Source organism: Siphonobacter sp. SORGH_AS_1065 (assembly GCF_030818595.1).
In the GTDB taxonomy this organism is placed as follows: domain Bacteria; phylum Bacteroidota; class Bacteroidia; order Cytophagales; family Spirosomataceae; genus Siphonobacter.
Genome location: NZ_JAUTAM010000004.1, coordinates 3,835,756 through 3,857,103, shown reverse-complemented (window position 1 = coordinate 3,857,103; position 21,348 = coordinate 3,835,756). Strand labels below are relative to the sequence as shown.

Genomic DNA, 21,348 nt, shown 5'->3' with positions numbered 1-21,348 from the left:
TTACGTATACCTTACATTTACCCCCAAGCTTAGCACTATCTTACATGCACCGACTTGCCCATCGATGGATCGTACTGACCTGCCTTCTCTTCTGCCTGGCTTATTTTGCAGAAGCTCAGGGACTTAAAGTAGATCATATTAACCCTACTAACTGGTTTGTGGGGATGAAAAATCAGCAGTTACAATTGCTGATGCACGGTCCTAATCTGAAAGGAACGAAGGTAAAGGTTAATTATCCCGGTGTCTTTGTCGAGCGGGTACAAACCGTTGATAATCCCAATTATATACTGGTTGATTTGACCATTGCTGCCGCTGCCAAACCCGGCACGGTTCAGTTACAATGCACTAAAATTTTTCCCCTTACCGAAAAAAGACAAAACGCAACGGTAATCAATGGCGGTCGGGAAATAACCATTACCATTCCTTACGAACTGAAAGCCCGAACCGCGAAACCGCAGACGGTAAGTTCCCAAGACTTTGTCTATCTTCTGCTCCCCGACCGCTTCGCAAACGGCGATCCGACGAATGATCGTTTTTCGGATATGGCAGATACGCAATCCGACCGCACTAGTCCTTTTCTGAGGCACGGCGGGGATTTACAGGGCATTACCAAACACCTCGATTACTTCAGGGACTTAGGCGTAACCACGCTTTGGCTCAATCCCGTTATTGAAAACGATCAGGCGTTAACGGATGAAGGCGGCACGAAGCGTTCCGCGTACCACGGCTATGCATTTACCGATCATTATAACGTGGACAAACGCCTGGGCGGGAATGAAGCTTACCTGAAACTAATTCAGTCCGCTCATGCCAAAGGCTTGAAAATCATGCAGGATGCGGTGTATAATCACGTTGGGAATCGGCACTGGATTGTTCGGGATTTACCCGCTAAAGACTGGCTTAATCAATGGCCCCAGTATCAGAATACGACGTACAAAGATCAGCCCGTTGTTGATCCCTATGCCTCTGAACAGGATCGAAAAATCAGTCAGGATGGCTGGTTTACCTCCTTCCTGCCCGACTGGAATCATAAAAATCCATTCGTTGCTAATTTTCTGATTCAGCATGCGTTGTGGACGGTTGAATATTTTGGCATTGACGCCTGGCGGGTGGATACCTATTTCTACAATAACCTGGAATTCATGAATACGCTCAACCAGCGTCTGCTGGACGAGCATCCCAATTTGTACATCTGTGGAGAAAGCTGGGTGAATAATGTGCCCAATCAGGCTTATTTTGCAAAAAATAAACTGAACGTTCCCTGGAAGAGTAATCTGCCCGGAGCCATTGATTTTCAGTTGTATTTTGCCACCAATGAATCCCTCAATCAGTCGAATAACCGTTGGTACGAGATTCTGGGGCAGGATATCCTCTATGACGACGCTTTTCGTAACCTTATCTTTCTGGATAACCACGATTTAGATCGGTATTTTTCGGTGATTGGGGAAGATTTGAACAAGTATAAAATGGGCATAACTTTTTTGCTCACCACGCGAGGCATCCCACAACTTTACTACGGCACCGAGATTCTTATGAAGAATTTCAAAAATCCATCTGACGCGGAAGTTCGTAAGGATTTTCCGGGGGGCTTTCCCAATGACCCCTCGAGTAAATTCACGGCTGAAGGTCGAACGTCAACTGAGAATGAAGCGTATTCCTTCGTTCGAACCCTTGCCCGTTACCGGCAGCAATCCACAGCCCTGCAAACCGGAAAATTGACTCACTTTTTGCCACAGGACGGAATCTATGCTTATTTTAGGCACGATTCTCAAGGGAAAGTAATGGTTTTACTGAACCCTACCAAAGATGCCAGAACCGTTCAAACGGATCGTTTCAGCGAACTGCTAAACGGGGTAACCTCTGCTAGAAATGTAATGACAGGAGCCTCGCTTCCTTCATTCAAACAAATACAATTATCACCCTGGTCTTCGCTGGTGCTGGAATTACACTAATCTGAAAACCAAAATTTTGACTACTTTGAAAGCTTGCCTTTTTGATCTGGACGGAGTGATTGTCGATACGGCCATTTACCATTACAAAGCCTGGAGACGCATGGCCAATGAACTGGGTTTTGATTTTACTGAACATCAAAACGAACAACTCAAAGGCGTTTCCCGCATGGAATCGCTGGAATTAATTTTGGGTTGGGGCGGCGTTACCTTATCGGACGAAGAAAAAAATAAATGGGCGACTCAAAAGAATGAATGGTATCTCGAATACATTCATCAAATGACTCCCGACGAAATATTACCCGGAGTGAAAGACTTTCTGGAATCACTTCGCAAGGCCGACATTGGCATTGGTTTGGGTTCGGCCAGTAAAAACGCCCGACTCATTCTGGAACAAATCGGTATGATTGACTCCTTCGACGTCATTATCGACGGTACGCACATCACCAAAAGCAAGCCTGATCCCGAAGTGTTCTTGCTGGGAGCCAAAGCTTTCAACCTGCCTCCTGCCGACTGTGTCGTCTTTGAAGACGCAGTAGCGGGCATTGAAGCGGCCCATCGCGGAGGCATGAAAGCCGTGGGGGTGGGTTCAGCGGAGGTACTTACCGAAGCCGATATTGTGATTTCGTCCTTTACGGAAACTAGTTTATCCAAACTCAGCGATGAACTATTAGGCTGGCAATAAGCTCGCCTCTCTTGCTAGATTGACTTTATGACCATTAAACATACAAAATCAGTCGCTTAAGGCTGATTTATGAAAAAACTCGGATGAAAAATTATCTAACACACGACGAATGGTGCATCATTGAAGAGGGCTTTCATCCCGAATACAATGAAATCACCGAATCCATCATGTCGCTTGGCAATGGGCGAATGGGCCAACGGGGTAATTTCGAAGAAGGATACTCGGGAAAAACGCTCCAGGGTAACTACGTTGCCGGCGTTTATTTTCCCGATAAAACTCGCGTAGGCTGGTGGAAAAACGGGTACCCTAATTACTTCGCCAAGGTAATCAATGCCGCCAACTGGCTCGGCGTTCAGATTGAACTGGAAGACGAAAAGCTGGATTTGGCGAACTGCCAGGTGCATCATTTTCAGCGAACCCTGAACATGAAAGAAGGCTGGCTCAGTCGTTCTTTTGTGGCCATGTTACCTTCCGGCAAACAGGTTGGGGTTACGGCAAAACGCTTCTGCTCGCTTACGTATGACGAGGGGGCCGTTATTCGCTACTGCATCAAGCCGCTTAACTTCGATGGAAAACTTACGATCATTCCTTACATCGACGGTACAATTGCCAACCGGGATTCGAATTATGATCAGAAATTCTGGCAGGAAATTCATCGCGAAACGGGTTTTGCGGAAGGGTATCTGCATTTAACCACGATTCCTAACCCTTATAACGTTCCTCAGTTTGAAGTCGTTACGGGTCAGAAATTTGATCTATACCGCGACGGAGCTCCTTTCCATTTCAAGGCATTACCCGTCAAGCAGGATCGTTACGTGAGTAGCCGCATTCAGTTAGACGTGATTGCTGGCGAAGAAATTGCCCTGGTAAAATACGCTTGTAACATCAGCGACCAGAATCATAGTCGCGAAGAGTTATTATCCGTAGCCAAGAATTACCTGCAGAAAATGTCTGATAAAGGGTATGAAGCTTTGCTGAAAGAGCAAATTCAGGCCTGGGATCAGAAATGGCAGCACATGGATATTGTGATTGAAGGCGATGTAGCAGCCCAGCAGGCCATCCGTTTCAATCTCTTCCAGTTAAGTCAGACGTATACGGGCGAAGACGACCGTTTAAACATCGGTCCGAAAGGCTTTACTGGCGAAAAATACGGCGGAGTAACCTATTGGGATACCGAAGCCTATTGCATTCCTTTTTATCTTTCTACGGCTGAGCCCAAAGTAGCTCGTAACTTGTTGATTTACCGTTGGAAGCAACTGGGCAAAGCAATTGAGAATGCCGAGAAACTTGGATTTAAGGACGGAGCTGCTCTTTACCCGATGGTTACCATGAATGGGGAAGAGTGCCATAACGAATGGGAAATTACGTTCGAGGAAATTCACCGGAACGGAGCCATCGCCTACGCTATCCACGATTACGTGCGTTACACGGGTGATCGGGCTTATCTGGGCGAGTATGGCTTTGAAGTCCTACTGGGCATTGCCCGTTTCTGGTCGCAACGCATTACCTGGTCGGAAGAGCGGCAGAAGTTTGTCATGCTGGGTGTTACGGGACCAAATGAATACGAAAACAACGTTAATAACAACTGGTACACGAACTACATCGCTTGCTGGTGTCTTCGGTATGTGCTGGAGGTAGCGGAAGAGTTGAAGTCAACCGATGGCGAACGTTACCAAGCCCTGGTTCAGCAACTTCACCTCGCCGAAGAAACAGAGTTCGCTCGTTTCCAGCAAATTATCGATCAAATGCATTACCCAGCCTCGGAAGAGTTGGGTATTTTCCTCCAGCAGGACAATTACCTGGACAAGGAAAACATTCTCGTCAGTGATTTACGTCCAGAAGATCGACCGCTGAACCAGAAATGGTCCTGGGACCGGATTTTGCGTTCGCCTTTCATTAAGCAGGCGGATGTCTTACAGGGGCTTTACTTTTTCGAGGAAGAATTTTCAGAAGAGGTGATTCGCCGGAATTACGATTATTACGAACCCCGCACCGTTCACGAATCATCGTTATCCCCCTGCGTTCACGGCATTCTGGCTTCGGGTTTAAACAGACCCGAGAAAGCGTACGAGATGTATCTCCGCACCAGCCGTCTCGATCTGGACGATTACAATAACGATACCGAAGACGGGCTGCACATTACCTCTATGGCCGGAACCTGGATGAGTATTGTGAAAGGTTTTGGTGGTCTACGGATCAAAGACGGGCAGTTGCATTTGTCGCCCACGTGTCCGCAGCAATGGCAGGGATATTCCTTCAACATTCGCTTCCGGGATAACTTACTGGATATTAAGGTAAGTGCCGATGGAGGAGTTACCGTTGAAAACCGTGAAGGCGACGCTCTAAACGTCTGGGTCAATGGCGAAGAACGGGCTATTGCGGCAGTTGAAAAGGCTTAATTGGTTCTTTTTCCCAGTAAATTCACTCCTATTAACGTCATAAGGAACGGCTCAGAGGTATCTTTGAGTCGTTCTTCTTTTTAATCCTATGCCCTACTCATTCGATCCTTTCCCCGTATTAACCACTGACCGATTAGTCTTACGACAGCTCACGCCTGCCGATACGGAAGATATGTTTTCGCTCCGGTCTAATCCTGAGTTGATGAAATACATTCCACGGCCCCTTGCTCAATCGAGCAACGATGCTCTTGTTCTGATTGAACAAATGAATCAGCGTACACAAGAGCAGAAATCCATCATTTGGGGAATTTCTCTTCGGGAGGACCCGGCTCTGCTTGGATTCATCGGATTCGTGAATCTGTATCCTGAGCATTTCAGGGCTGAAGTGGGCTATATGCTTCACGGCAATTTCCATCGAAAAGGCATCATTCGGGAAGCATTAAACCAAGTAATTCGATACGGATTTGAAACGATGCATCTACACACGATTGAGGCCATTACTGATCCTGAAAACATAGCCTCCGCCGCAGTGCTTACGCAATACGGATTTCAGCAGGAAGGTTATTTCCGGGAGAATCGTTTTTTCAATGGAAAATTCATTAGTCAAATTAACTGGACGTTATTCCGCTCTGCATTTCTCAAAACTACGAATCAGGAATGATAGTCATTCATCGGGATCAGCCGCTGCCCGTTCCTCACACGTCATACGAAGAAAAAGTCATTGGTTTTTGTGAACAATGGCTTGCCGGACAATCCACGTTTACCATTCATACGTCCGGTTCGACGGGTATTCCCAAAGCCATCGAATTAACGCGAAGCCAGATGCAAGCGTCGGCCCAACTGACCGCCGATACGTTTCAGCTTCAAAAAGGCGACCGGGCTTTGTGTTGCCTAAATGTGGAGTACATCGCCGGAATGATGATGTTGGTTCGTGCCCTCGAGATTGGTCTGGAATTGGAGGTAATCGAGCCTACGTCTGCGTTATCGCCGTATCTGAACGGCATTGATTTCGTGGCACTCGTTCCGCTTCAGCTACAGAAGCTGCTCGAAAATCCCGAACAGCATTTGCCCGCTTTGCAGAAAATGAAAGCGATTATTTTGGGTGGAGCCGCCGTATCATCAAGCTTACAGGAAAAACTGAACGCGTTATCCTCACCCGTATATGCGACCTATGGCATGACCGAGACGGTTTCGCACATTGCGGTTCAACGATTAAACGGACCAGAAAAAACGGATTATTTTCAGGCTCTCCCCGGCGTGGAATTAGGGCTGGACGAGCGGGGCTGTCTGCACATTACCGCAGCCGCATCCAATCACGAACGCATCCAAACGAACGACGTGGCGGAGATGCTGGGAGAAAGCCGTTTCCGAATTCTGGGCCGAGCCGATAATATTATTAACTCTGGGGGCGTCAAGATTCAACTGGAAGAAGTAGATCGTTTGCTGGAACCGATCATGCACGAACACTTTACAGGTAAGCGGTATTTTACCTGGGGATTTCCCAATGAGACACTAGGCCAGCAGTTAGCGTTAGTCATTGAAGGCGAAACCCAGGTTTCTGATCAGATCAATAGTTTTTTAGAACACCTGAAAAGCGTCTTGCCTACTTATAAAAATCCTCGCAGCATTCATTTTATTTCTCAGTTTATGCATACGCCCAGCAATAAAATTGATAAAAAAACCAGCGTCGCTCAACTGAACCGGAGTGTTTAAAGCCTTCGTTTCCATCATCTCGGACGAAGCGATGTTTAGCGTTACTAAGACTAACGGCCCTGACAAACGCATTTGCCAGTAATGAAGTCACCTGTCATTCCAGTAAGGTTCTTCGCTTCACCCTGAATGACAGATGGGGTATTGTGGCAGGCCTGTGCATCCACGCTAGTCCGGCTTTTCTTTTTACTAGTATCCACCTGTCCTCTCAAAGGAAGCGAGAGACCTTATTTAGGATAAATTTCCTGATGGAGAGTAGAAGGAAACGTAAGCAAGTTCCTTTGCTCTGGATGACAGAGGAGATGAGATCGTAATTGTTCAGCCACTGTTCGTTCGCGACTGAGAAAAGCGTCTGCGACGCTAAGCGTGGCAAAGGCGACTAACAACGGACGCCATTACCGCTGCCAGCAAAAAAGCTGGCAGCCCTCTATATTAACAATCCTTTAGTTTACCCTCTCAAACGAAGGGAGAAACCTTATACTTGCTTTGCTAAGTGTCCATGAAAAGCAAGTAAGTTCTTATAATGATTTAATAATAGATCGTTCGACCCTAAAACGTTGACTATCAATTAACCAGCTATCCATTAGAAACGATCAACTACTTGTATTTGATTCGGCTCTTATTAGCTAAAAGCACACCATAAAGGGTATAAACTGAAAACTATTCATTATTTTTCCCCTTTAGAAATGCGTTTATGGAAACTCCTTTACGATCCATCGAGATTAATTACCAGACAGCCGAACTCATTCCGGCTCCTTATTCCCACAAATACTCCATCCGGGCGACTATCAATCGGGCTGATGAATTGCAAGTCAACTTTCAGATTGAGTATATCGATCGGGAAGATTTGACAGAAGATGAAATCTGGGGAGAAGGATTTACCGGAAGCGACGATTTCGCCTGGGAAGGCACCCTTCTGCCCGTCTGGACCAATGAAATTCGCTCGCTTGGAGCAAAAACAGAGTTCTATAAAAGTAATCGCCTAGCCAACGAAGCAGAAAATCAGTTCTGGCTTAGTCTGGAATATAAAGATCAGGAGCCGGTGCTGGGGAAGCCTAAAAACCGGGAAGCCTGGGAGTATTTGTCGCAGGAGTTAATTCAGGCGATTTATGAAACCGCTAAACTCGAAGCTCCACTTAAACTGATTTACCTGAAAAAGCTAAAAGACAAATCCATTCAGGTTGAAATGAATGTCTTTTTCTCGAAGCGAACGGTAAAGATGAATCTTCAGATTGATAATACCGAAAAGTCTAATGAGGTTCGTTGGGATACGTTAAATCCGGTTTTAAAGCTCATTTACGCGGGCGAATTTCTCGCAGAAAAAGCCACGCAAAAAACCCCGGAACGCCCCGGCAATTACATTAATGTGGGCGATGGCCTCTGGTATGAATTCGGAACTTCATTGGTTAACCCCAGTGGTAATAATCGCTTTTTAAACGATATTGAAAAGTCACTGGACGAAATTTCAGGACTTTCTTAACAAAGACAAAAGCCGGACTTAGAATCCGGCTTTTGTTTTTCAGGGTCATGCTCTTCCGAGTGTCTTTATAGGCCTCTCATTTCTTATTACTTTCAAAAGCACAAGCGGGATTACTTTACTCTCCTTTTTATTTTCACAGGCTGTCATTCAGAGCGAAGCGAAGAACCTTATGATGATGGGGTATAGTTTCTAATGGAGAGTTCATTAGCCTTGCTCTACGCTCGTCACATTCTCACAGAAGTTTTCTCCATACGGTCGAGATGACAGACCGGGAGTGTATGTACTCCCTTTCACCCTGTCATCCAGAGCAGAGCGAAGGACCTTACTGACCTTTGCGAACGTATTAGGTCATAAACAAACTTTACTAACCCATTCCTACAGAAGTTCTCTCTCCAGGTTTGAGAGGGGACAGGTAGAGGTACTTATTGTATACCCTGGGTCATCCAAAGTGAAGCGAAACCTTCCATTTACTTCACCCGATCCAGTTCCATTTTCAGTTCTTCAACCAAAGCTTTCATTCGGTCCAGCGACAAGGGCGGCTCGGGTAGCTGGGTGCTGTAAAATCCCTTTACTGCCCAGACTTCAATAATATCTTTAGAAGACACTTCCAGCGTTTGAATGGCTGGGTTATCGGAACTTAATAACAGCGTACTTTTGATCTTCAACTGATTATACACCCGTCGATACATAATACCCTGCGGACGGGCCACAATGACGTAATGCTTAGAGTCTTCCAGTTTATACCAGTCATTTACCTGCTCAGCAATGATGATTGAGCCGGGAATGGAAAAGTCTTCACCTACCTCAAAAGCCCGGATAACGCCCGATTGCGTTCGCGGGCCCTGGAAGGGCGGCAATTGCTGAATGTATTCGCCCTGTCTTGATTTAGTAAGATACTCACTTGTCTGCTCCTTCTTAACCAACCGAATACCTGAATCCTGACTCACATTGGTACTCGGTGCATTGACCGAAGGTGTTAGGGTGGGCGTTTGATTTGGCGTATCGAAGGACTTTGGCTTTTCAACAGGTAGAGTCGCAGCCGGATAATCCAGACGATTTAATTTTCGCAGTGTCACCCGCTGAGCAACCAGATTAACCTGAGATTTTTGCCGAAAGTAGGTATCAACCACTTTCTGAATAGGCTGAGGGGGCCTCGAAGGCTCTGCCCGGTAAACCGGAGGGGGCGGAGCCGAAGTCCCCAGGTTCAAACTGGGCGTGTCCCGGATGCGGCGTAAATCAGCCGTTAGTAATTGATCCAGCGTAACCCCAAATAACTGGGAAAGCTTGATTAGCGTCTCACGCGGCGGATTGGCCCGAGCTTCTTCATAGGCTCCAATATTGGGTCGTTTGGTACCCAACCGACGAGCTAACTGCTCCTGAGTCAGATCGTTACGATTCCGTAAATATCGAATATTTTCACTAATGATGCTCATACCTCCTCGCGTTTTGACAAAATTTTTAGCAAAACTATTTAAAATTGAAAATCAGGCAAGCATTAATTGAGGTATTCGATTTTCTTGCCCATTTTTACTCGACTTACCACTATATTCTACAATTCTCAAAGGTGTTACTTTCGCAGTTTGTGAGTAGCTTTCCACACTTATTTATTGCAAATCCCTGACGCGTTCAGTTAATACCCCACCTTAGGTATGTCGACTTGTTTACGATTATTAGTTATCCTACTAACGATCAGCTTTTTAGCAATCCCATCCTGGGCTCAACTTGGCAATACTTCCCAAAATCAGTCTTCGCTGCAATGGTCACAAAAACGCACGCCTCACTTCCGGTTAATCTACCCAAAGGGCTATGATTCCCTGAGTAATCATTTAGCGAATACCCTCGAAACGGTTTATGATCCTGTCGCGAAAACCCTGGGACGAAGACCCCGACCTATTTCTTTAGTATTACAAACCCAAACTACTGTTTCCAATGGGTTTGTAACCCTCATGCCCCGACATACAGAGTTTTACATCACACCACCTCAGGACGCTAATTTTCTGGGGAATAACCGCTGGCTGGATTTACTGGCCGTCCATGAATTTCGGCATGTGGTGCAGTATGAGAAGGCCATGACGGGCCTTAGTAAAGCTTTGTTTTACGCCTTTGGCTATAATGCCACTTCTTTTATCAACCTGGGCGTTCCAGACTGGTTCAGTGAAGGGGATGCCGTTTGTACGGAGACCGCTCTAACGGCGGGAGGTCGCGGTCGAATTCCTGAATTCAACCTGCTGCAACGGACGCAGTTATTAAGTCGGCCTAAACCTTTCTCTTACTTTAAAGCCGTCGCGGGATCGTATAAGGATAATGTGCCGGACTGGTATGTGCTGGGGTATCAACTGACCAATTATACCCGCCGAACTTTCGGCCCGGAGGTTTGGGACCAGGCGTTGAACAAGTATTACCGTTTCCCCTTCTACCCTTTTTCATTCTCGGATAAATTACGAAAAACGACAAAAGTTGGCGTAGAGGGATTGTATGGATTGGCCAATGAGGACTTTAAAAAGCAATGGTCGGAACAACAACCCAGGAACTTAACCCCTGTGGATTACCAATCGGCCCTTCCGAACGTGTATACAGATTATCAATTTCCCCAGTATTTACCCGATGGCCGCTTGATCGCTCTGAAATCAGGTTTAGCAAATATTCCAGCGTTTGTTAGACTGGATACATTAAAGGAAGAAACGCTTTTTGAAACGGGTTACCTCAATAATTCTGCTACCCTTTCTTTCGGTACCCATACGCTCGTTTGGGCGGAACAGCATTTTGATCCCCGGTGGGGAATGCGGGATTATACCGTACTAAAAACCCTGCACACGCAAACGGGAAAACTGAATAAATTAAGCTCCCTTAGCCGTTACTTCGCCCCGAGCATTTCGCCCGACGATTCTCGCATTATTACCGTTGAAGTGGATACGCAGGGCAAAAGTCAACTGGTATTACTTGATGCTTCCACTGGACAAGTTTTGCAGGTATTCCCCAATCCAGATCAGGCATTTTATCAACAGCCCCGTTTTTCAACCGACGGACAGCAGGTAGTGGTTACCAAGCAAATGGGCCGTAAAAAGACGTTCGAGATAGTAACGCTTGCCAACGGCAGTACCCAGGAAGTCTTTACACCCCTTATTCAGAACATTGCTCAACCTTTACTTCACCAGAACTGGTTGATTTACAACGCTCCGTATACGGGCATTGACCAGATTTACGCCTATCATCTTACCACTAAAAAGACGTATCAGGTCACCCGTAGATCATTTGGGGCTTACCACGCGGCCCTTTCTCCTGATCGAAAAACGCTGGCTTTTCAGGATTTTGGTGAAAAAGGATTTCGGATCAGTACCATGCCTTTTGATCCTTCCCACTGGCCGGAAATACAGGAAATCCCGGCCGCTCCTGATCGCTCTTTTGGGCCTTTGGTTCAGCAGGAAAACAATGCCTCTATACTCTCAAAAGTCCCTGGTCAGGAATACCCTACTCGCTCTTATTCCAAAGCCAATCTATTCAATATTTATCATTGGGGACCTACGTTTAGTTCCAGCATTACGGACTTGAATGTGGGTATTGAATCCCAGAATCTGATTTCAACCGCTTTTACCTCTGCTGGCTACACTTACAACGCAGCCGAAAGGCAGGGCCAATGGTATGGCAACTTCAGTTATTACGGCTGGTACCCCGTGCTGGATGTGAGTGTGAGCAGCGGCTCCCGAGCCACCCGATATGCCTTAGACCGGCAAGCTCCGCTCGACAGCACGGGTGTGGATCGCTGGCGTCAGAACGGCCTGAATGTGGGCCTTCGTTTACCCCTTACCTTCACGCATTCCAAGTATCGGGAAGGGCTATCAATGGCCGTTTATGGCAATTTCATTCAAACAAAAGGGTATGACCTTTGGGTTCGAAACCGGAACGAACCGGGCTCTAATAACCTGGCTGCAACGACGGTATCTTTCGCGTATAACCGCTTGTTACGGCAATCCAAACGCGATGTTCAACCTCGCTGGGGACAAACCTTTTTAGCCTACGCCCGCAATACGCCCTTTGGCGGTACTTTGCAGGGTAACCTACTAGCTTTACAAACGCGGTTGTACTTTCCGGGTTTTGCCAAACACCATTCGCTCCGCGTCTTTGGGGGTATTCAGTTTCAGGGATCTTCGGATACCTATGTTTTCAGTAGCCCGCTATTTTTCCCAAGAGGTTATGCTTACGAAAACGCTCAACGCCTGACGACCGGATCGATTCAATATCAATTACCCCTACTTTACCCCGATCTGGCCATCGGGCCCTTGTTATACATTCAGCGAGTGAAACTCAATGCCTTTGTGGATGGCGGCCATGCGTTGATTCCGGTGCGGAATAATGGTCTGCGGGATCGTTATTACGGATCTGCGGGTTTGGACATCATTTTTGATTTTAATCTGCTCCGTTTCCGGCAGCCGCTGGAACTAGGATTCCGGCAAGTTATCACGCAGGAAAGGAGATATTCTGCTCAGCTTTTAGTAGTGGATATTGGCTTTTAATGCTACGCTTGTTCTCGATTAATGGTGTCTCTATGGGGTATCAGGCCAGCCCTTTCACATTTTTTAACGCCTGGAACGTCGATTTTGTCGCTGAAAAGAAAGGTGGGTATTGCTAATGTCAGCTTTGATGCCATACATTGCCTCCCTCAAATTTTGTTAAGCCATTCACTTTTCAGCCATGAAATCATCCCTTTTAGCCTTTGCTCTGTTGTGGAGCACTACCCTATCATTCGCCCAGTTTCGTCCCAACCGAAACGGTAATGCCAACAATCAGACGGTTCAGTTTTATTCCCGTTCCAACTATAAAGGCGATGTCATTCGACAAGGCATAGGTACTTACCGAACCATTGACTGGACCATCAATTCCATTCAGGTTCCTCAGGGGTATGTCGTAGAAGCTTTCTCACAGCCTAACTTCCGGGGTGAGTCCGTAAAACTGATGGGTAACGTTGCTCAGTCGGGTAACCAGATCCGTTCGCTTCGCATTAGCCGGGATTATACCAACGATCGCCCTGATTACGATAATGGTGGCCGCCCGGGTCGTCCAGGCCGCCCCGATAACTCCAGACGTCCCGGTTCCAATGACCGCAATGGTGCTGTCGTTTTATACATGGATGATAACTACCGTGGGGGCTCTGCTACCCTGAACGTAGGTCGTCACCGTTCGTCGGCTCTAGGTCAGTTAAATCGTCAGGCTTCTTCCATTCAGATTCCAGAGGGGTATAGCATTCAGGTTTTTGAAAATGACAGCTTCTCTGGTCCTTCCTATACCTTAACCAGCAGCTCAGATCGTCTGAGAAATATTGGCTGGAATGATCGTATTTCTTCGATTATTATCAGCCGTACCAGATATTAATCCATCACTTATCATTGCATAAAGCAGCAAGAGAGGCCCGTTACTATGAGCCTCTCTTGCTGCTTTATGCAATGGTACTCTTTAAAACTGAAAATAGATAAAAGGCTGGACTTCGGCGGATTGTACCTGAGTCATCAAGATAATCACTCCCAATAACCAGGCCAGTTTTCCAACCAGCGGTAAGCGGGTAACCAAGCCTTCTGCCTGTAACTCCACCGAACGTGGAATGAAATGCAGGAAGTACCCTAAAACCATGACCAGTAATACATTCTGGTAGCCCAGCACAAATTCTGTGAAGATTTCAGGTTTGAATTGCGTGGCAATCTGGGTGAGTACCTCACGGGCAATTTCCATGGAGTCGGCCCGGAAAAATATCCAGCAGAAACAGACAAAATGAAAGGTTAACACCTGAGCCAGCAACCGGGGCAGCGGAAAATTTCCCACTGAAAAATACGAGCGAAAGAAGCGATGCACCACCAGAGCTCCGCCGTGAAGCATTCCCCAGAGAATAAATCGCCAGGCTGCTCCGTGCCATAATCCACCCAGCACCATCGTCATAAATAGATTGAAATAGGTGCGAAACGTACCTTTCCGATTCCCTCCCAATGAAATGTAGAGGTAGTCGCGTAACCAACTGGAAAGCGAAATATGCCAGCGACGCCAGAATTCAGTTACGTTTCGGGATTGGTAAGGGGAATCAAAATTGATAGGATACTGAAAACCCAGTAACAAAGCAATTCCAATCGCCATGTCTGAATACCCCGAGAAATCACAATAAATCTGTAAGGCATACCCATACACGCCAAACAGGTTTTCGAGTCCTGAATAGAGCGTGGGGTTATCGAAAATACGGTCAACGAAATTGATACTGATGTAATCGGAAATGATTACTTTTTTGAACATCCCACTACCAATCAGGAAAATGGCCCGTCCGAACTGCTCGGGAGTCACGACAACCGGACGATATAACTGCGGAATGAAATCCTTGGCCCGAACGATGGGACCTGCCACCAATTGCGGGAAAAAGGACACAAAAAAGGCGTAATCCAGAATACTCTTCACGGGTTTGATTTCGCCCCGGTAAATATCAATGGTATAACTCAGCGACTGAAACGTATAGAACGAAACACCCACCGGAAGAAAAATCGGTAGCGGATTAAAGGGTTCGTGCGTCCATTGCGTCCAGGCTTCGTAAAAGAAATTGGTGTACTTAAAATACGCCAGTAAGCCCAGATTGAGCACTAGGTTTATAATCATCCATACTCTTTTGTAAAATCGCTGTTCGGCATCGTAAATGAACCATCCCAGCACGTAATCAACGACTGTAGCCAGCACTAGCAACAGAAAATACCAGCCCGAAGACTTATAATAGAAGTACAGCGAAAAGAGCGTAACAAAAATAACTTTAGCCCGATGATGAGGCCGAAGAATTACGTAAAGGCAGGAAAAACCCAGAAATAACCACAGGAATAAACCGCTGTTGAACAACATTGGTGCATTGGCATGGTACTGGAATAAATCGGCTAACTTATTAAAGTCGATCTGTAACATATTCATTGAAGGCATTCATCAAAGCCTGGTATAACAAATTCCCCTGAAACTCGTAGCCTTTGCGGGTGTAGTGAACGCCGTCGCTGCCAATGAGATGATTCTTTCGCCAGAAAGAGGCCGCTCCCGTAATGCCATACAGGTCCCAGCAAGGCAGGTGGTGCTGATTGGCGTAGTCGAGGATGGTCTGCCGTACCTCGCCCATTTTGGCATTGGGCTGTGTGCGTCTTTTGTAGGAGTCTGCCGGCGTAGTTAATAAAACGATGGCTTCGGGATTATTTCGCTGAATGGCCTGCACCATTGAATCAATCTGCATCGTCAACTCCGGCATGGTCAGTTTACTGCTGTGGGATTCATTAGTTCCCAGAGAAACAATCACCAAGTGAGGAGCTAACCCCCTGGTTTGTTCAGCAAAATATTGCGATTCGTTGTAATGCGAATACTGAGCTCCGTTTACACCCACGGTATGATACAAAACGCCGGGTTGACCGTTTTCCAGACTAAAGCCAAAGATGGTAGCATGGGTTTGTCCGGGACGACTCTGAACAGACTCAAGGGTAAACGAATCGTTCAGTTCGTGCAGATCAATCTGGTAAGGCTGTTGTCCGGCGACACTATCCGCGTATTCAGCCGAAGCCATGATGGCTCCGCTCGCATCCAGAATATTATAATCATAACTGTTACTATCCCTTAAGCAAAACAATTTCAGCCGATCAAACTGATACCCCAGAGCAGAATCCGAGCGAATTTCTACGTTGATCCGTTTTCCAGCTACAGTGTTTCGAACCGTCACGCCTCCAATTCCGTTGGGAATCAGATCGTTTGGCATTACACACCGACGCGACTCCCAGATGACATCGCTATTGGTTTTATACGTATAGGGTTCGTTGGTTCGGGCTACGTGAAAGGGCACAATAAAGCCCCGGCCTGCATTCCCAAACTCATATTGAAATCGCTTGCGAACGATATGAGTCATAAGATCAGCCTGCAAATGCGAATCGCCAATGTGCAGGATATTAATAACTCCGGTCTGTCTGGTTTTAAGTTCAGCCAGTTTATCGAAAAACGGATTCAGGCTTTCGACCTGAGAGATCGCGTTTGGTTGCTGTGTTTCGTACGGTAAGGCTAGCGTCGCTGTGACTAGCGTTTTCTGTGCCTGGACGTTTGTGTAAAGCCCCAGGAGTAGTCCCAGCAGTGCGATTCTGATCATATTTTTTCTTTTCAAATAAAAATGCTCTGGTTAGGAGGCGGGCAATTTTGCGGCCACCGGCATATTTCATGTGGGTGTAATCTTTGTTGGCCAGCCCGGCATTGACGTATTTCACCATGGAACCTTCGCCCCCCATCGCTTCCCACAGATTCCAGAAGGTAACCCCGGTTTTTTGGGACATTTTCCGTTGAGCAGCGATCAAATACGGAATACTGGGGAAGGAAACATAATTATCCTCTTGCTTCATGCTCCGGTCAGAAACCCCAATGATGAGAATGCTGGCCTCAGGAAATCCCCGTTTAATGCGTTCAATGGCAGCCATCATTTTAGGAACGTACCATCCGAGTTGCGTCGTATTGGGCTGAATCACATTTAAGCCATACTGCAAAATCACCAGCTTGTAATGCTGAAGCTTATTAAACTGCTGATACATGGATTCGGAAACGCCTAACAATCCCCAACCGGAGTTACCCCGCATGCTGAAATTATCCACGTAAACGCCATGATCGGATTCAAAACTCAGCCCGTACAGAGCCAGACTTCCCCCGAACGACATACGAATCTGATCGCCCGAAGTATGTAAATCGTGTTCGGTTAAATACCCCTGCCCCGCCAGTGAGTCCGATTGCTCAGCATTTTTACCAAGCGTGTAGGTAACCCGGCTGTTCTGATTAGCCCGGTAGAACAATCTTACCCTCTCAAAATGGCTGGGACCGTAAGGAGCCGCCGTTTTAAAATTTACTACGTTATTGCCTTCCGGTACAAAGCTGTAACCCGAAACTCCCAGGGGAGGCCCTCCGGGCGTTTTTTCCTGAACGGAATACGTTTTAAAATTTTTAAACTGGTGACGAATGGTCACGCGGAAATTAGCTACGGGCGACGTAACAGGCACGTAACCCACCCCTTTCCCGCCGAACAAAGCCTGTAAGGTATCGCGGAAATCGCCGCAAAGCATATCTCCTTCAATGAAAGAATCACCGAAAAAAGCAATCCGAACGGGTTTGTGCTGGGCTTCTTCCGCAAGTGCTTTCATGATTTGCTTCAGGCCCTGCCCCGTTGAATCATAATCTTCAATGCAGGTTTGCCCTTTCGGACAAGGCACTGAAGCAACCAGACCAGAATCTTTGGTAATGACCTTGGGGGCAACGGTTACCGAATCTGGTTCTTTTTCTTCGCTCACATCAGCAATTAAAGCAGGGTTTTCGGGTAAAACTGGCTTCGAGTTTTTCTCAATAGAAGAAAATAATCGAATGGGCTTTAGCTCGTATTCACTCCAGAATTGTTCGGGAATAAATGAAAAACCTACTAAACAAGCCACCAGCAACAGTGTCAGTAAAGGCACCTGCCGAACAGAATTGGAGGCCATTCTCTAAATCAGAAATTGATACTATGTCGGTTGGAAATAGACTAATGGCCGGATTACTCCCGAAAGGGTAACCCGGCCATTGATAACGTATTACTTTTTATAAATTTCGCCTTTAGCAGCCAAAAGTGTATTCTGCATCAAGGAAATAATGGTCATTTGTCCAACGCCACCGGGAACGGGCGTAATGAAGCTGGCCTTAGGAGCCACTTCGTCAAATTTCACGTCACCTTTCAGCGAGAAACCCGATTTTTTGGTTGCATCAGCTACGCGTTCCAGTCCTACGTCCAATACCACAGCTCCTTCTTTGACCATGTCTGCCGTAATAAATTCCGGGCGGCCCAAAGCTCCTACCAGAATATCCGCCTGACGGCAGATTTCAGCCAGATTTTTAGTTTTGGAGTGCGTAATGGTTACCGTACAGTTACCGGGATAGGAATTCCGTTGCATCAGGATGCTCATGGGTAAGCCCACAATCTGACTACGGCCCACTACCACGCAGTGCTTACCTGCGGTTTCAATGCCGTAATGCTCCAGCAACATCAGGCAGCCCTGAGGCGTGGCAGAAATGTAGGCAGGCAGCCCTTTCGCCATGCGACCAATGTTGATTGGGTGAAAGCCGTCCACGTCCTTCGCGGGATGAATGGTTTCCATCACACGGTCAGGGTTGATATGGGCAGGTAAGGGCAACTGAACGATCAGGCCGTCCATGTCTGGGTTTTCATTGATTTCCCGGACTTTGTCCAGTAGTTCTGCTTCCGTTACGGTTTCGTCAAAACGAAACAGCGTGGATTCAAAGCCCAGCTCTGCACAGGCTTTTACTTTATGGGCTACATAGGTTTCCGAAGCTCCATTCGTACCAACCAAAATAGCCACCAGGTGAGGCGTTTTACCATTGCTGGCCTTCAGTTGTTGTACTTCTGCGGCGATCTGATCCTTATAACGGGCAGCAACGGCCTTGCCGTCAATTAATTGCATACTCTCTTGCTCTAAAATGATAAAACAAAAATCAGCTTCAAAGATACGTATTCCTAAGGTCTGGTTGACCTGTCTTTCCAATATTCCCACTGGAAAATTCAGGGGATAACTTTCCGCTTCTCATGACATACTGTAGGCAAAGGCTTGATTTCTGGCTAGTTATCCATTAATTTCGTGCTTGTATTACCCCCCTTTACTTCATGCAACTCTCTTTACTCCCCAGCGACGAACAACGTTATTTTCTTGACCTCTTCGCTCAGGTGGTGTTTGATACCCGTCGGAATCGTCCCAGACTGAAAACCATTTGTAGTCAAAGGGTTCCGGGCGATCTTGCGGTAAGTTGCCCCGCTCGTTTACTCAATCGTTTTCCCGAAGGAACCATTTATAAACTGGATGCCAAACTGGTTCAGTTACCCGGCAAACAACCGTACTTGGTGGCTGTGAATCGCCGAAATATGCAGCGGGCTCTGGAATTTTACGATCACAACCGACAGCTACAGAACGGCATTGCCAGAACTCGGCATACCTCCCGAAACAAACGCTCCTCTTCTTCATAACCGGGAATCAGTTATTTTATCCCCCTTTCGTTTGATTTTATTTTTATCCGTATTCTTTACTCATCCCGCATTACTCAACCTTTACTTCATTGATTCCTTGCTTTTCTTTCCGGTTTCCTGCTAAACAATCCCTATTTTTGGGCGTTTTTCATACAAAAAAACCTCGGTACCATGCCGGAAAACACGGAAGCAGGGGCGTTCGAAAACCCCATAAGACCAGATCAGGTGGCTGAAAATCCCGGCCTCCTTCCCTACGCTCACAATGCAGGCAGTGCGGTAGTACGCCCTGAAGATGAGGGAAAAATCAAAGCCAAAGCTCTGACCGCCATGCGTCAGCAAACGGGTAAGCAATACGATCAGCTCGCGGGCCAGATGAAGACCTTACTCGAACAGGCGAAAGAAATCCAGCGAAGAGTGGAAGTATCCGAACGGGTATACACCGCAACGGTTAATTTTGAACCTTTTATCGGTCAGACGATGTATCTCTACGAAAAGGCCGACGGCAGTGATCTGCTTTCTCTGGTGGCCCCGCACGAATGGGGCCGCTCGTTTAAATACAATCGCTTCGTAGCTCAGGTAACCATGTTGTATGACCATACCTGGGATGTGCTCTTCTACAATGAAGAAGGCGAAGAAGATCGAATCAAACTATAACGGTCTGCCGGATGACGGATCGTTGAAAACTGAAAATCCGAAAGTAATGAGTGTTAATCCAAAAACTGCCCCTATCCTTTCCTGGAAATTACCCTGGGAACCGATTAAAGAATACCGTGAAATCCGTTACCTCTATTATGAAGGGATCGCGATGATTTCCATTAACCGTCCTGAAGTGCACAATGCATTTACGCCTCTGACGGTATCTGAAATGATCGAAGCCATGGAACTGGCTCGTCAGGATACCCGCGTAGGGGTTATCATTCTGACGGGTGAAGGCGGACGGGCCTTCTGCTCCGGCGGCGATCAGTCCGTTCGCGGACACGGGGGGTACGTAGGCGAAGATGCCGTTCCTCGCCTGAACGTGCTGGATCTGCAACGTCAGATTCGCTCGATTCCTAAACCCGTAATCGCTATGGTAGCGGGCTGGTCCATTGGGGGCGGTCACGTTTTACACGTCATCTGCGATTTAAGCATCGCGGCCGAAAATGCTCGTTTCGGTCAGACGGGCCCTAAGGTGGGTAGCTTCGACGGAGGCTTTGGAGCCAGTTATCTAGCCCGGGTAGTAGGTCAGAAAAAAGCTCGTGAAATCTGGTATCTCTGCGATCAGTACGACGCACAGGATGCTCTGTCGATGGGCCTGGTGAATAAAGTAGTTCCTCTGGAAGAACTGGAAGAAACCACGGTAAGCTGGTGCCGTAAAATCCTGGCGAACAGTCCCATAGCTCTTCGCATGCTGAAGTCCTCCTTCAATGCTGATCTGGATGGGCAAGCGGGTATTCAGGAGCTGGCCGGAAATGCAACCTTACTGTATTACCTCAGCGACGAGGCCAAAGAAGGACAACGTTCCTTTCTGGAAAAACGGAAGCCTGATTTCCGTAAATTCCCTCAGTTCCCCTAAGTCACTTGTTCTGTCCCGGGCTTTTGCTTGGGACAGAATTTTTGTTTCAGGAGCAGTCTTTTCAGAAATTATTGAAAACCGCTGCTCCTGAAACCTCGTATACATAAGCCAACCATTCCTGTATTAGTTATGAATTACATCAAATCACTCGTCATATTTGTGGCTCTTGTCGGTCTGTTTTCAAGCTGTACTAAAGATACCCCACAGGACACCGATGAGCTAAGTTACCTCTATCAGACCTGGAAGCATTCGACGGAGGAAGACGTAGCCAATGAGCGGATCGTTTATCGCAACGCCAGTTATGGCTACCCCAACTCGAATCTTCGTCAAACATTTACATTTACGGAAAGCGATGTGCAGGTTTCAGTCATTACTAATGCTAAATTAACGACCTATAAAGGAAGTTATACGGTGGTTATGAATGGAAATTCCGTCAAGGAAATCACCATCAATTACACCGAAACGGGTCAGAAGATCCCTACCGTTTTGCGGTATGAGGTACTAATTCTGGCTAATGATGCCCTCATTTTAAAACAGTTATAAAAAA

At 46.9% G+C, this 21,348-nt stretch carries 17 protein-coding genes; 12 read left to right on the top strand and 5 right to left on the bottom strand.

The window, feature by feature from the left end:
• Positions 1 to 44 precede the first annotated feature (44 nt).
• The 6 genes from QE390_RS16665 (at position 45) to QE390_RS16640 (ending at position 8,223) form a co-directional block, all read left to right on the top strand.
• Positions 45 to 1,952 (top strand): alpha-amylase family glycosyl hydrolase, encoded by a 1,908-nt coding sequence (locus QE390_RS16665; protein ID WP_307142975.1) that lies wholly within the window; start codon positions 45 to 47, stop codon positions 1,950 to 1,952.
• A 16-nt stretch (positions 1,953 to 1,968) separates the two neighbouring features.
• Complete coding sequence (pgmB, locus tag QE390_RS16660; protein WP_307142974.1) at positions 1,969 to 2,634, top strand: beta-phosphoglucomutase; 666 nt, start codon at positions 1,969 to 1,971, stop codon at positions 2,632 to 2,634.
• An 83-nt stretch (positions 2,635 to 2,717) separates the two neighbouring features.
• The gene (locus QE390_RS16655; protein ID WP_307142973.1) at positions 2,718 to 5,033 is read left to right on the top strand and encodes a family 65 glycosyl hydrolase domain-containing protein; all 2,316 of its coding nucleotides are present in this window, start codon (positions 2,718 to 2,720) and stop codon (positions 5,031 to 5,033) included.
• An 88-nt stretch (positions 5,034 to 5,121) separates the two neighbouring features.
• Positions 5,122 to 5,694 (top strand): GNAT family N-acetyltransferase, encoded by a 573-nt coding sequence (locus QE390_RS16650; protein WP_307142972.1) that lies wholly within the window; start codon positions 5,122 to 5,124, stop codon positions 5,692 to 5,694.
• Positions 5,691 to 6,746 carry an AMP-binding protein gene (locus QE390_RS16645; RefSeq protein ID WP_307142971.1) on the top strand — a complete coding sequence of 352 codons (1,056 nt, stop codon included), beginning with the start codon at positions 5,691 to 5,693 and terminating at the stop codon, positions 6,744 to 6,746. The genes QE390_RS16650 and QE390_RS16645 overlap by 4 nt, the downstream gene beginning before the upstream one ends.
• A 691-nt stretch (positions 6,747 to 7,437) precedes the next feature.
• Complete coding sequence (locus tag QE390_RS16640) at positions 7,438 to 8,223, top strand: hypothetical protein (protein ID WP_106634847.1); 786 nt, start codon at positions 7,438 to 7,440, stop codon at positions 8,221 to 8,223.
• Positions 8,224 to 8,690: 467 nt separating this feature from the next.
• Here the strand turns inward: QE390_RS16640 and QE390_RS16635 are convergent, their stop codons facing one another.
• The gene (locus QE390_RS16635) at positions 8,691 to 9,656 is read right to left on the bottom strand and encodes a helix-turn-helix transcriptional regulator (protein ID WP_307142970.1); all 966 of its coding nucleotides are present in this window, start codon (positions 9,654 to 9,656) and stop codon (positions 8,691 to 8,693) included.
• Between the two features lie 216 nt (positions 9,657 to 9,872).
• On the opposite strand from QE390_RS16635, the gene QE390_RS16630 reads away from it, so the two are divergent.
• Both QE390_RS16630 and QE390_RS16625 read left to right on the top strand, forming a co-directional pair.
• Positions 9,873 to 12,734, top strand: coding sequence for a hypothetical protein (locus QE390_RS16630; RefSeq protein ID WP_307142969.1), 2,862 nt, complete (start codon positions 9,873 to 9,875; stop codon positions 12,732 to 12,734).
• A 178-nt stretch (positions 12,735 to 12,912) separates the two neighbouring features.
• Positions 12,913 to 13,590, top strand: coding sequence for a hypothetical protein (locus QE390_RS16625; protein ID WP_307142968.1), 678 nt, complete (start codon positions 12,913 to 12,915; stop codon positions 13,588 to 13,590).
• Between the two features lie 81 nt (positions 13,591 to 13,671).
• Here the strand turns inward: QE390_RS16625 and QE390_RS16620 are convergent, their stop codons facing one another.
• The 4 genes from QE390_RS16620 to QE390_RS16605 all read right to left on the bottom strand — a co-directional run bounded on the left by QE390_RS16620 (position 13,672) and on the right by QE390_RS16605 (position 18,689).
• Entirely contained in the window at positions 13,672 to 15,141 is a 1,470-nt protein-coding gene (locus QE390_RS16620; RefSeq protein WP_307142967.1) for an MBOAT family protein, read from the bottom strand.
• Positions 15,122 to 16,114, bottom strand: coding sequence for a GDSL-type esterase/lipase family protein (locus QE390_RS16615; RefSeq protein WP_307142966.1), 993 nt, complete (start codon positions 16,112 to 16,114; stop codon positions 15,122 to 15,124). The genes QE390_RS16620 and QE390_RS16615 overlap by 20 nt, the downstream gene beginning before the upstream one ends.
• A 79-nt stretch (positions 16,115 to 16,193) precedes the next feature.
• A complete protein-coding gene (locus QE390_RS16610; RefSeq protein ID WP_307142965.1) occupies positions 16,194 to 17,714 on the bottom strand; it encodes a hypothetical protein in 1,521 nt (506 codons plus the stop codon).
• A 90-nt stretch (positions 17,715 to 17,804) separates the two neighbouring features.
• On the bottom strand, positions 17,805 to 18,689 hold the full coding sequence (locus QE390_RS16605) for a bifunctional 5,10-methylenetetrahydrofolate dehydrogenase/5,10-methenyltetrahydrofolate cyclohydrolase (RefSeq protein ID WP_106635041.1): 885 nt from the start codon (positions 18,687 to 18,689) through the stop codon (positions 17,805 to 17,807).
• A 200-nt stretch (positions 18,690 to 18,889) separates the two neighbouring features.
• Between QE390_RS16605 and QE390_RS16600 the strand changes: the two genes are divergently transcribed.
• The 4 genes from QE390_RS16600 (at position 18,890) to QE390_RS16585 (ending at position 21,344) form a co-directional block, all read left to right on the top strand.
• On the top strand, positions 18,890 to 19,246 hold the full coding sequence (locus QE390_RS16600; RefSeq protein ID WP_106635042.1) for a hypothetical protein: 357 nt from the start codon (positions 18,890 to 18,892) through the stop codon (positions 19,244 to 19,246).
• A 171-nt stretch (positions 19,247 to 19,417) separates the two neighbouring features.
• Entirely contained in the window at positions 19,418 to 19,900 is a 483-nt protein-coding gene (locus QE390_RS16595) for a DUF2452 domain-containing protein (protein ID WP_307142964.1), read from the top strand.
• 46 nt (positions 19,901 to 19,946) lie between these two features.
• Positions 19,947 to 20,801 (top strand): 1,4-dihydroxy-2-naphthoyl-CoA synthase, encoded by an 855-nt coding sequence (gene menB / locus QE390_RS16590; protein ID WP_106635043.1) that lies wholly within the window; start codon positions 19,947 to 19,949, stop codon positions 20,799 to 20,801.
• A gap of 129 nt (positions 20,802 to 20,930) precedes the next feature.
• Positions 20,931 to 21,344: a hypothetical protein gene (locus tag QE390_RS16585; protein WP_307142963.1), complete on the top strand. Its 414-nt coding sequence runs from the start codon at positions 20,931 to 20,933 to the stop codon at positions 21,342 to 21,344.
• Positions 21,345 to 21,348 lie beyond the last annotated feature (4 nt).

Bases quoted from the DNA above. Each gene is read 5' to 3' on its own strand.
- menB (WP_106635043.1), top strand. From the start codon at position 19,947: ATGAGTGTTAATCCAAAAACTGCCCCTATCCTTTCCTGGAAATTACCC.
- QE390_RS16635 (WP_307142970.1), bottom strand. From the start codon at position 9,656: ATGAGCATCATTAGTGAAAATATTCGATATTTACGGAATCGTAACGAT.
- QE390_RS16585 (WP_307142963.1), top strand. From the start codon at position 20,931: ATGAATTACATCAAATCACTCGTCATATTTGTGGCTCTTGTCGGTCTG.
- QE390_RS16610 (WP_307142965.1), bottom strand. From the start codon at position 17,714: ATGGCCTCCAATTCTGTTCGGCAGGTGCCTTTACTGACACTGTTGCTG.
- QE390_RS16600 (WP_106635042.1), top strand. From the start codon at position 18,890: ATGCAACTCTCTTTACTCCCCAGCGACGAACAACGTTATTTTCTTGAC.
- QE390_RS16665 (WP_307142975.1), top strand. From the start codon at position 45: ATGCACCGACTTGCCCATCGATGGATCGTACTGACCTGCCTTCTCTTC.
- QE390_RS16595 (WP_307142964.1), top strand. From the start codon at position 19,418: ATGCCGGAAAACACGGAAGCAGGGGCGTTCGAAAACCCCATAAGACCA.
- QE390_RS16605 (WP_106635041.1), bottom strand. From the start codon at position 18,689: ATGCAATTAATTGACGGCAAGGCCGTTGCTGCCCGTTATAAGGATCAG.
- QE390_RS16625 (WP_307142968.1), top strand. From the start codon at position 12,913: ATGAAATCATCCCTTTTAGCCTTTGCTCTGTTGTGGAGCACTACCCTA.
- QE390_RS16655 (WP_307142973.1), top strand. From the start codon at position 2,718: ATGAAAAATTATCTAACACACGACGAATGGTGCATCATTGAAGAGGGC.
- QE390_RS16630 (WP_307142969.1), top strand. From the start codon at position 9,873: ATGTCGACTTGTTTACGATTATTAGTTATCCTACTAACGATCAGCTTT.
- QE390_RS16640 (WP_106634847.1), top strand. From the start codon at position 7,438: ATGGAAACTCCTTTACGATCCATCGAGATTAATTACCAGACAGCCGAA.
- QE390_RS16620 (WP_307142967.1), bottom strand. From the start codon at position 15,141: ATGTTACAGATCGACTTTAATAAGTTAGCCGATTTATTCCAGTACCAT.
- QE390_RS16645 (WP_307142971.1), top strand. From the start codon at position 5,691: ATGATAGTCATTCATCGGGATCAGCCGCTGCCCGTTCCTCACACGTCA.
- QE390_RS16650 (WP_307142972.1), top strand. From the start codon at position 5,122: ATGCCCTACTCATTCGATCCTTTCCCCGTATTAACCACTGACCGATTA.
- QE390_RS16615 (WP_307142966.1), bottom strand. From the start codon at position 16,114: ATGACTCATATCGTTCGCAAGCGATTTCAATATGAGTTTGGGAATGCA.